Source organism: Aeromonas sp. HMWF016 (assembly GCF_963878195.1).
Taxonomy (GTDB): domain Bacteria; phylum Pseudomonadota; class Gammaproteobacteria; order Enterobacterales; family Aeromonadaceae; genus Aeromonas; species Aeromonas lacus.
In genome coordinates this window covers 1-10,282 of sequence record NZ_CAWNWX010000080.1, presented here as the reverse complement: position 1 = coordinate 10,282, position 10,282 = coordinate 1, and the positions used below count along the sequence as shown (strand labels likewise).

General features: G+C 59.2%; 9 protein-coding genes and 5 tRNA genes. 8 read left to right on the top strand and 6 right to left on the bottom strand.

The genetic code is table 11. From position 1 onward, the window contains the following. The 5 genes from AACS24_RS11590 (at nucleotide 1) to AACS24_RS11570 (ending at nucleotide 471) form a co-directional block, all read left to right on the top strand. A tRNA-Val gene (locus AACS24_RS11590) sits at nucleotides 1–76 on the top strand. A gap of 22 nt (nucleotides 77–98) precedes the next feature. After that, nucleotides 99–174, top strand: a tRNA-Lys gene (locus AACS24_RS11585). A 17-nt stretch (nucleotides 175–191) separates the two neighbouring features. After that, nucleotides 192–267 (top strand) — tRNA-Val (locus tag AACS24_RS11580). Nucleotides 268–302: 35 nt separating this feature from the next. Continuing rightward, nucleotides 303–378: transfer RNA gene (locus AACS24_RS11575), tRNA-Lys, on the top strand. 17 nt (nucleotides 379–395) lie between these two features. Further along, nucleotides 396–471, top strand: a tRNA-Val gene (locus tag AACS24_RS11570). A 285-nt stretch (nucleotides 472–756) separates the two neighbouring features. On the opposite strand, the gene AACS24_RS11565 is transcribed toward AACS24_RS11570, so the two are convergent. Further along, complete coding sequence (locus tag AACS24_RS11565) at nucleotides 757–2,070, bottom strand: sodium-dependent transporter (protein WP_108570766.1); 1,314 nt, start codon at nucleotides 2,068–2,070, stop codon at nucleotides 757–759. Between the two features lie 417 nt (nucleotides 2,071–2,487). Here AACS24_RS11565 and AACS24_RS11560 point away from each other — a divergent pair, with 417 nt between their 5' ends. Continuing rightward, entirely contained in the window at nucleotides 2,488–3,207 is a 720-nt protein-coding gene (locus AACS24_RS11560; protein ID WP_033113969.1) for a substrate-binding periplasmic protein, read from the top strand. A 3-nt stretch (nucleotides 3,208–3,210) separates the two neighbouring features. Here AACS24_RS11560 and AACS24_RS11555 read toward each other — a convergent pair whose 3' ends face one another. Further along, nucleotides 3,211–4,524 (bottom strand): sodium-dependent transporter, encoded by a 1,314-nt coding sequence (locus AACS24_RS11555; RefSeq protein ID WP_108570765.1) that lies wholly within the window; start codon nucleotides 4,522–4,524, stop codon nucleotides 3,211–3,213. A 211-nt stretch (nucleotides 4,525–4,735) separates the two neighbouring features. Beyond that, the gene (locus tag AACS24_RS11550; protein ID WP_108570764.1) at nucleotides 4,736–5,575 is read right to left on the bottom strand and encodes an isopenicillin N synthase family dioxygenase; all 840 of its coding nucleotides are present in this window, start codon (nucleotides 5,573–5,575) and stop codon (nucleotides 4,736–4,738) included. 207 nt (nucleotides 5,576–5,782) lie between these two features. Between AACS24_RS11550 and AACS24_RS11545 the strand changes: the two genes are divergently transcribed. Then, nucleotides 5,783–6,346, top strand: a complete 564-nt coding sequence (locus tag AACS24_RS11545; protein ID WP_033113966.1) for a DUF2799 domain-containing protein — start codon at nucleotides 5,783–5,785, stop codon at nucleotides 6,344–6,346. 51 nt (nucleotides 6,347–6,397) lie between these two features. On the opposite strand, the gene AACS24_RS11540 is transcribed toward AACS24_RS11545, so the two are convergent. Both AACS24_RS11540 and AACS24_RS11535 read right to left on the bottom strand, forming a co-directional pair. Further along, on the bottom strand, nucleotides 6,398–7,216 hold the full coding sequence (locus AACS24_RS11540; RefSeq protein ID WP_108570763.1) for a Cof-type HAD-IIB family hydrolase: 819 nt from the start codon (nucleotides 7,214–7,216) through the stop codon (nucleotides 6,398–6,400). A 109-nt stretch (nucleotides 7,217–7,325) separates the two neighbouring features. After that, nucleotides 7,326–8,555, bottom strand: coding sequence for an MFS transporter (locus tag AACS24_RS11535; RefSeq protein WP_108570762.1), 1,230 nt, complete (start codon nucleotides 8,553–8,555; stop codon nucleotides 7,326–7,328). A gap of 106 nt (nucleotides 8,556–8,661) precedes the next feature. On the opposite strand from AACS24_RS11535, the gene AACS24_RS11530 reads away from it, so the two are divergent. After that, nucleotides 8,662–9,285 (top strand): helix-turn-helix transcriptional regulator, encoded by a 624-nt coding sequence (locus AACS24_RS11530; protein ID WP_108570761.1) that lies wholly within the window; start codon nucleotides 8,662–8,664, stop codon nucleotides 9,283–9,285. A 569-nt stretch (nucleotides 9,286–9,854) separates the two neighbouring features. Here the strand turns inward: AACS24_RS11530 and AACS24_RS11525 are convergent. Then, nucleotides 9,855–10,196, bottom strand: coding sequence for an HTH domain-containing protein (locus AACS24_RS11525; protein WP_108570760.1), 342 nt, complete (start codon nucleotides 10,194–10,196; stop codon nucleotides 9,855–9,857). Between the last annotated feature and the right edge of the window lie 86 nt (nucleotides 10,197–10,282).

Below are 10,282 nucleotides of genomic sequence, written 5' to 3'. Positions count from 1 at the left end.
GGTCGTTTAGCTCAGCTGGGAGAGCACCTCCCTTACAAGGAGGGGGTCACTGGTTCGATCCCAGTAACGACCACCAAGTTTGTAAAAATGATTTAGATGGGTCGTTAGCTCAGTCGGTAGAGCAGTTGACTTTTAATCAATTGGTCGCTGGTTCGAATCCAGCACGACCCACCATTCATTTCAGAATCCCAGGTCGTTTAGCTCAGCTGGGAGAGCACCTCCCTTACAAGGAGGGGGTCACTGGTTCGATCCCAGTAACGACCACCATATTTGCAGTAAAAAGTTTAAAAAATGATTTAGATGGGTCGTTAGCTCAGTCGGTAGAGCAGTTGACTTTTAATCAATTGGTCGCTGGTTCGAATCCAGCACGACCCACCATTCATTTCAGAATCCCAGGTCGTTTAGCTCAGCTGGGAGAGCACCTCCCTTACAAGGAGGGGGTCACTGGTTCGATCCCAGTAACGACCACCATATTCGCAAGCGAGGCTGAGATATCAGCTGCGGTTGCAGAGAAAGTCCCCACTTAGATGGGGATTTTTTTTGCCTGAAATTCAGCGTGCCAGCATCTCCTATTGCTTGATCTCTTAACCTGTCCGTTGCTCTGCCCCCGGCTTATCCAAGTTCACCCATCATCTTCCATTCCCGCTCTTATTCTGCCGATGTCTGCTCATCTTATTGCTGCTCCTTGACTGCCGCCTCTGGCGAGCGGCAAGAAAAAGGGCAGGCCAGAGCCTGCCCTCATCGCGATGATCGACGTTACATGATCCCGCGGATCAGGATCCCGCTGATCAGCAGCGGCGCCACCACGCGCCAGCACCAGAGCAGCGCAAGGCGCAAGGTGGGTGACAGGCTTGCAGGCAGAATGGCATCACCCAGTCGCCAGCCCAGCAGCAGGGTCAGTACCAGGCCAAACAGCGGCATCATCAGATTGGAAGTGAGATAGTCGAGCAGCTCGAAGATGGTCTTGCCAAACAGGGTCAGAGCGCTCCATGGGCCAAACGAGAGGCTCACCGGAATGCCGGAAGCCATGATGAGCAGGGTCAGCACCCGACAGGCGCCGCGGCGTGACCAGCCCCACTCCTCTGTGGTGAAACGCACCAGATGCTCCAGCATGGAGATCGAGGAGGAGAGCGCGGCGACCAGCAGCAGCAGGAAGAAGACGACGCCGAGCCCCTGACCGAACGGCAGATGGCTGAAGACGGCGGGCATAGTCATAAAGGTGAGCCCGGGCCCGGCAGTCGGGTCGATGCCGGTGGAGGCCAGCGCCGGGAAGATCATCAGCCCCGCCAGTACCGAGATCAGGCTTGCCAGTGTGACGACCCAGACGCCGGAGCGCACCACGCCGTCGCTATTGGGCAGGTAGGCGCCGTAGGTGGTATGTACCCCGAGCCCGATGGAGAGGGAGAAGAAGGCCAGCCCCAGCGCATCCAGCACGCTCTGGCCGGTCAGCATGGAGAAGTCCGGCAGCAGCAGCTGGCGCACACCCGCCATGGAGCCGGGCATGGAGAGGCCTACCCCCACCAGCAGCAACATCATGATGAACAGCGCCGGCATCATCCAGCGCAGCGCCCGCTCCACCCCCTTCTGAATGCCACCCTGCACGAACCACCAGGTCAGGCCTGCGAAGATCAGATGGGTCAGCACCGGCCACCAGAGGTTGCTGACGTAGCCGTTGAACAGGGCGGTGAGGTCGCTTCCTTCGCTCAGGTTGAGCTTGCCTGCCATCGCCAATGCGGCATAACCCACGGTCCAGCCGCCCACCACGCTGTAGAAGCTGTAGATAAAGAAGCCGCATGCGATCCCCATATACCCCATCCAGCGCCAGTTCGGCCCCACCAGCTTGCGGAAGGCTCCGAGCACCCCGCGCTGGCTATGGCTGCCGAGCAGGGTCTCGCCGACCTGTACCGCTACCCCCAGGGTGAAGCTGAACAGCAGAAACACCAGCAGGAAGGCGCCGCCGCCATTGGTGGCGGTCACATAGGGAAACTTCCAGATGGCACCAAGGCCAATCGCTGTACCTGCTGCGGCCAACACATGACCGAGACGGGAAGACCACTGAACCTGGCTCATACAACCTCCGGGTAACACGACATCGAAGCAATACTCCTCTGTAGCAATAAACGACAGACAATAAAAAAGGCCGCCGGAGGCGACCTTTGCAATGAACATTCAGACAAGCTGTGCGTGCAAGGTCACCTCTCTTGCGAGATAAAAAATCGACCAAACAGCACGAGGATGGCAGACATGGGTGACAGCCTGAATAGTGAATGAGGGGACAGCCTAAACCATGGAAAGAATAATTGACACATAAAATAAATTTTTTTGATGGCGATGGGCTGCATTCATGGTTCACCGCAGAGGCGGGGCTGGCGTGCCCTATCTTTTATCCCCTTTCACCCGTTACTGGGCGATAATCCAGCTAGCTTCTTGTGGAACTTGCGGTCATCAGCTGACCCGGCAAGCGCCAAATATGAGACAGGATGTCGTATGAGATGGATGGTTTTGCCCTGGCTGTTGTTGAGTCTGAGCTTGTCGGCCCAGCCGGGATTAACGCTGTTGAGTCATGACCTGCCCCCCTTTACCGAGTCCCGCGACGGCAAGCTCGACGGTCTGGCTATTCGACTGGTGCAGCAGGTGCAACATGAGCTGGGTAGTGATTATCCCGTCCGGCTCTATCCGCTCAAACGAGCGCTGGCGCTGACTCAGGTCGAGCCGGGTTACGCGCTCTTTGTGGTGCAGCGGATCCCGGAGCGGGAGGCGCTGTTCAAATGGGTGGGCCCCCTCTTTATCAACCGGGTCTTTATCTATCAGGCACCGGGCAGTGCCCGTCCGCTGACCGAACTGGCTCAGCTGCGTCAACTGCCGCGAGTCGGGGTGGTGCTTGGCAATGCCGATGATGTGCGGCTGACCCATGAGGGCTACACCAATCTGGTGCGCTACAAGACGGTGACAGAGGCTATCGAGCGGCTGATGCTGGGCAAGATAGATGCCTTGCCGATGGCGGAGAGAGTAATGGATGCCACCCTCGACAAGATGGGGCTATCCCGTCACAGCGTGGCCAGCAGTGGCGTGCTGCTCCATGAGGCTGGCCTCTACATCGCCTTCTCCAGAGCCACTGACGATGGTGAGATAGCCCGTTGGCAACAAGCCTTGGACAAGGTGAGAGCCATAGAGGGGCGGGCCGGTGAGCCCACCCATCATCATTGATCCTCAGATAAGACCGCGAACCAGGATCCCGCCGATCAGCAGCGGAGCAATCCAGCGCCAGCAGTTCATCAGCAGGTGATGCCAGTGGGCAGAGAGCCCCTGTGGCAGCGCCTTGCGCCCCAGTTTCCAGCCCAGCAGCAGCGTCAGCATCAGGCCGAACAGCGGCATCATCAGGTTGGAGGTGATGAAGTCGAGCAGCTCGAAGATGGTTTTGCCAAACAGGGTTGCGTGTTGCAGCGGGCCAAACGACAGGCTGACCGGAATGCCGCACACCATGACGAACAGGGTGATGGCGCTGCAGGCGGTACGACGCGACCAGCCCCAGGTTTCGCACAGGAAGCACTGCAGGTGCTCCAGCAACGAAATGGCGGAGGAGAGCGCGGCAAAGACCAGCAAGGAGAAGAAGATCACCGCCAGTCCCTGACCGAAGGGCAACAGCTGGAATACCGCCGGCATAGTCATGAAGGTGAGGCCCGGGCCCGCAGCAGGGTCGATACCGGTCGATGCCAGCACCGGGAAGATCATCAAACCCGCCAGTACCGCCACCATGCTGGCCAGCAACACCACCCAGAGGCTGGAGCGACCAACCCCTTCACTGGAAGGCAGGTAGGCGCCGTAGGTGGTATGAATACCCAGACCGATGGAGAGGGAGAAGAAGGCCAGCCCCATGGCGTCGAGCACGCCGGACATCCCCAGCTTGCTGAAATCGGGCATCAGGAAGTGGCGCACCCCCTCCATGGCGTTGGGCAGGGTGAGGCCAAAGGCGACCAGCATCAGGATCATCACGAACAGGGCTGGCATCATCCAGCGCAGGGTGCGTTCCACCCCTTTCTGGATCCCGCCCTGCACTACCATCCAGGTCAGTGCCGCAAACAGCAGATGAGTGAGAATGGGCCAGACGTCGCCGCTGACATAGTCATTGAAGCGGGCGGTGAGGGCCGCCGCATCCCCATGATTGAGCTGGCCGGCAGCGGCCATACCGGTATAACCCAGGGTCCAGCCGCCCACCACGCTGTAGAAGCAGAAGATCAGCAGGGTGCTCAGCACCCCCATGACGCCGACCCAGCTCCAGCGCTTGCCGAGCAGCTCGCCAAACGCGCCCGCAACGCCGCGGCGGCTCATGCTGCCAAGCAGGGTCTCGCCCATCAGCACGGCGACCCCCAGGGTGAAGCTGAACAGCAGAAAGACCAGCAGAAAGGCACCGCCGCCATTGACGGCAGTAACGTAGGGAAACTTCCAGATTGCGCCGATACCGACGGCGGAGCCGGCGGCGGCGAGAATATAGCCGAGGCGGGAGGACCATTGGGACTGCATCATTTGAACTCCAATCGAGGGCCCATGGCTGGGCCAGAATGGCGCTCATATTACGGAAAGGGGTCCGCAATCACTACGCAGCTTGTCAGCCGTAAATGCGATTTATTGGCATGATTGACTAATAAAATTCGCTTAATTGTGTGATTGTGCCAACAAATAAAAACCGGAGCATTTTTGCTCCGGTTTTTGGTTGATGCCAAACTGGCGGGGCGGGTCAGATGACGCCCAGCTCGCGCAGCCGCTCCATCAGGTAGCTGTGGGCGGTATGACGCTCGGAGAGCACCACCTCGGGCCGCGGATGGAGGAACAGTGGTAGGGAGATGCGCGACTTGGCTGCGCTGCCGCCGGTCGGGTTGATGACGCGGTGGGTGGTGGAGGGGTAGTAGCCGCGGGAGGCCTCCTGCAGCATGTCACCGATGTTGATGATGAGGGTGCCAAAGTCGCACGGCACATCCATCCACTCGCCGTCGGATCCCTTCACCTGCAGACCCGGTTCGTTGGCTGCGGGCAGGATGGTGAGCAGGTTGATATCCTCGTGGGCAGCGGCGCGGATGGCACCCGGCTCCTCGGTGCCGTTGAACGGCGGATAGTGCAGCACCCGCAGCAGGGTCTTCTGGCTATCGTCGATCATCGAGGAGAGGGGGCAGCTGTAGTTGGCGGCGATATCGGCCGGGGTATGCTGCTCGACCCAGCCCAGCAGCTCGGCGGCCAGACCGTTGGCCAGACGATAGTACTCCATCGCCTGCTCTTTCAGCTCTTCTGGCATCTGGCCCCAGGGGTAGATGTGGAAGTACTCCTTGATATCCTTCTGGCTATGGCCCTTGGCCACCTCGGACACCGATGGCGGGAAGTAGCCATCCTGAGTTTCGCGGTTGAACAGAAAATCCTGTTTCTGCTCGCTCATGAAGAAGCGATACCAGTTGTCGTAGATGGATTGCACCAGCTCTTTCGGGATGGGGTGGTTGGTCAACACACCAAAGCCGGTAGTACGCAGGGATTCGGTGAAGCGTTGGGCCGCATCGGGTGAGCGGTAATCGACGGTCAGGACTTTCATTGTTTTTGTTGCGCGCCAGTTAAAAGATGGCGCAGTTTACCCTGCAAGCCGTAACAAGGAAAGCGACGCGGCCTCCAGCGACCGCCCCGTGCCTGATAGTGATAAAAACATCAGATAAAAGAGGCGGATAGCGACGAGGGTGGCTCCCTTGTCCTGCCTGCCCATCCTCACTAGAATGCCAGCCACTGTCTTTTCCGGAGTCTGTCCATGTCCTCGAAGATCCTGTTGCTCACCCTGCCGCTGCTGCTGGCAGGATGCAGCTCCCTGTCGGAAGATGAGTGCCGCACCATGAGCTGGTACAACCTTGGCTATCAGGATGGTGAGCAGGGCAAGACCCGCAATCAGGCGCGGGATTACGTCTCCACCTGCGGCGAGTATGGCCTCAAGGTGGACGAGGCGGAGTGGAAAAGGGGTTACGACAAGGGGCTGGAGCTCTACTGCATCCCCGAGCTGGCCTACAGCAAGGGCAAGGAGGGGCAGGAGTATCGCGGTGTCTGTCCCAATGATGCCAGCTTCCTCAAGCAGTACCAGCGCGGCTATGAAGAGTACAAGCTGGCGACCCGGCTGCGGGAGATCAGCGACGAGCTGGAGCGCACCGAGCGGGATATCGACGATCTTGAGCGCAGCATCCGCAACGAGACCAACAGCGAGCAGCGCGACTACTACCGCGCCAAGCGCAATCGCGCCATTCGCCACTATGAATCCCTGCGCCGTGAATATGACCGGCTGCGCTATCCGGATCGGGTGATCCAGTTCTCCTTCGGCAACTAAGCCATCTCTTGTGGCCAGCCATCGCGGCTGGCCATCTTGCATCCTGTCCGCTCAGGGCAGAACCCAGCGCTGCAGCGCCAGCGCGATGCCATCCTCGTTGTGATCGGCAGTGACCTGGTCGGCATGGTGCTGGATCTGCGGCGCCGCATTGCCCATCGCTACCGCCAGCCCGACCTGCTCGAACATGCTGATGTCGTTGTTGTTGTCACCAAACGCCACCACCTGCTCCATCGCAATGCCCTCGCTGGCGGCCCACTGGGCCAGCCGGTTGCCCTTGCTGCAGCCGGTCTGTACCAGCTCCACCGCGTAGGGGGCAGCCCAGTCGCGGGTGAAGGGGATGAGATCGCGCTCTTCGTCCATAAAGCGGTGCAGGCGCGCCGGATCCTGATTGAACAGCTCCAGCTTCCAGACCGGGTTGTCGAGCCAGCCTGCCAGCTCCTCGACCGGATGGATGGCGATCTTGAGGTGATCCGGCTGATTGGCTGACCAGTGGCGGATGCGGGTGACATGCTCCTCGCAGCCGATGTAGCCGATCCCCTCGCTCAGGTGAAACAGGGCGCCCATCTGCTGCGCTTCGACTTGTGCCAGTAGGGCGTTGAGTGGGGCGCTGGACAGCGGATCGCCTGCCAGAATGCGATCTGTCGTCGGGTCGTAGAGGCAGGCGCCGTTGCTGCAGATGATGGGGGTATCGAGCGCCAGCTCGTGATGAAAGGGGCGCGCCGTCATGAAGTGGCGCCCGGTGACCAGCAGCACCTTGATGCCGTGGGCGCGGGCCTGCGCCAGTGCCGCCCGGGTGGCCGACGAGATCTTGTGATCCCGGGTCAGCAGGGTGCCATCCATATCGAGGGCGATGGCCTTGTACTCACTCATAACTCCTCCAGCATCGAACAAACCAGCAAGAGCCTTACCGTCCCAGACCCGGCGCCCCGATGCAAGTTTTGCCGCATGGCGGAGCGCCGAACTGTGATCTTTTGCCGGCTCAGGCGCAGCTGGCCACCTGTTGGCGGCGGTCGGCACGCTGGCGAAGCAGATAGAAACCGGCGGCGCTGGCAAGAGCGCAGAGGGTGGCGAGGTAGAAGGGCCACTCGCTCCCTGCCAGCAGCACCAGACTACCGAGCACGACCGCCAGGATCTCGCTGCCCACCGCGAGGGCGCGGTAGAGCCCCATCGCCTGCCCCTGCTGCTCGGCATGACTGCGGTTGGAGACCGCCACCGAGGTGGCCAGCTCCCCCAGACTCATGCCGATGCCGGCCGGAATGAAGGTGAGCGCCAGTCCCCACCAGTGGCTCGGCAGGATAAAGAGCAGCATGCCGGTCGCCATTACCAGATGGCCGACGATGCCGAGAGAGCTGCCGCGCCAGTGGCGGGCAAGTCGGCCGCCCAGCCAGGAGCCGGCCATCATGGGCAGGCTCACCAGCACCGCCGCCTGCGCCAGCTGGGCCGGATCCCAGGCCAGCCGCTCCACCAGCCAGATATTGAAGTAGGTGAAGTAGAGCTGCACTGCGCCATAGCTGACCAGAGTGAGGGCGAAGTAGGGCAGCAGGGCCGGTTGCAGCAACAGTTGGCGGCTGGAGAGGGGCGGTGCCTGCCGGGCGGCCGCCACCGGCGGACGATGGGGCACCAGCCAGAGCACCAGCAGCAGGTTGAGCAGGGTCATCGCGACGGCCAGCCAGGCCGCCAGACTGTAATCCCCCGAGATCACCGCGGCGTAGCCCCCGATCACCGGCCCCACCACCCAGCCCAGATTCATGCCGATATTGATCCAGGCGAAGCTGCGCGCCTTGTGCTCCATGCCGGCGAGATCCGCCGCCATTGCCTGCACGATGGCGATGTTGCCGTTACACAGCCCCTCAACCACCCGGCTGAGCAGCAACAGGGGGAGGGATCGCCAGGCGATGCCGAGTGCCATCAGGGCATAGCCGGTCAGCACGCCAGCCAGCGAGAGCAGCAGCAGTGGCTTGCGGCCGTAGCGGTCAGAGAGCCGCCCGAGCCAGGGGCTGCCCACCAGCTGGAACAGGGGATAGAGCCCCATGATGACCCCCAGCCACACCTTGCGGCTCCAGTCGGAGGCTTCCGGCGTCAGCATCCCCTGCGCCGGGTCCAGCAGCAAGGGGGCCAATACCGGGGAGGGGAGGCTGAAGCCGGCGACCGCCAGCGTGACCGTCATCACCAGCACCCAGAGGGGTTTTTTGTGCTGTTGTTTCGCCATCTCGCACCTATTAAGTAAAGTAATTGGTTTATTTATGCTGGGTGATAACTGGCATTAAGTAAAGTGAATTGTTGATTTAATAAAGGGGGCTCCCCATAATGGGGTCATGAACGCAAGCACCGACAAGATCCTGTTTCTGCTCAAGAGCCATGGCCCGCAGAGCGCCGCCGCGCTGGGGGAGCAGTTGCAGATGACCTCCATGGGCGCCCGCCAGCACCTGCTCGCACTGGAGCAGGAGGGGTGGGTCACATTCAGCGACGAGGCGCGCGGACGCGGTCGTCCCGTGCGGCTGTGGCAGCTTACCGAGCAGGCCTGGCAGCGCTTCCCCGATACCCATAGCGACCTGACCGTGCAGTTGATCGACAACGTGCGCGAGCTGTTTGGCGAGGAGGGGATGGAGCGACTGATCCTGCAGCGGGAGCAGCATATGCTGGCGCGCTATCAGCAGATGCTGGGCAGCAAGGGGTTGTCCGGTCGGCTGGAGGCGCTCAGGGAGCTGCGCAGCCGCGAAGGCTATATGGCGGAGATCCGCCGTGAGGAGGATGGCAGCTGGCTGCTGTGGGAGAGTCACTGCCCCATCTGTGCGGCGGCGCGCAGCTGCCGCGGTTTTTGTCGCAGCGAGCTGGCGCTGTTTCGCCAGCTGCTGGCACCGGCGACGGTGGAGCGGGAGCAATATCTGCTGGATGGTGCGCACCGCTGCCTCTATCGCATCACGCCGACCGCGCTCTGATAGCGCCGTTGGCCACCCTCCAAAAACAACAAGAGCGTATGGTGAAAGAATAAGGAAGAATTCAGATAGCAAAACTAACTTTATAGCAATTGGGGCCTCATTCTGACGTTGTCAGGTTTGTAATGATTTACATGGATCAATCCACTAATGTTTCCCGAATGCTCGACAGCAACGTCAGCCTCTTCTCAGACATCTTCAGCCAGTCAATCAGGCTTATATTCCTCGCCCCCCCCTTTTTATCCAACGCCCTCATCACTTCATCCGCGGCTGCCAACCGACCTCGTAAGCAACGAAACTTCTGACAGGTGTGCATGAGTACATTCTCAATGGTCGTCTCTAGCGCGGGGAATTCCGCAGCTACGCAGCGAAGATAAACCAGTTTTATATACCCACAGCTATTTATTCATCAATACATGCCAATAGTGAAAGCTGCTAAATGTGGAGTTAGAGGGAAACCTATCTTCAATATGCAGAGAGCATGAACTGCTTATTCTCTAAATAACCACACAAGAATAAATGCATATAATTTAAAGTTTAATATTACATTAATGAAAGTGGCAATCGATTACTCAGTGAATGAGAGATGAAACTTCCCCCCAAGGTTGTGATATTAAAATCTGCCATGTTTTCTGTAAATTAAATCGACTTTCATTGCCATTATCTAACTTAGCAACACCTCGCTTATCTATTATGTAAGGATGTATAAATAGCACATGTAAAAAGTGTTCACTACCATTTCTTGTTACTTCTTTCATCTCTCTACATTCAAAAATATCTGATTGATGACAAATTTTTACGAAATCACTGCTTATAGCCCAAGTCGAGACATTGAATACCTTCGCAATCTCACGTGAGCTAACTGGCCCCTTTTGTTCAAGCAACCATTGTGCAACTCTCAAATATCGTGGCACGAGACCCCCTTATTTTACCTTGAAATAAAAACATGCTAATACCGGCCCACGGATTGGTTATGGCCCGTGGGCCCACGCCATTTAAA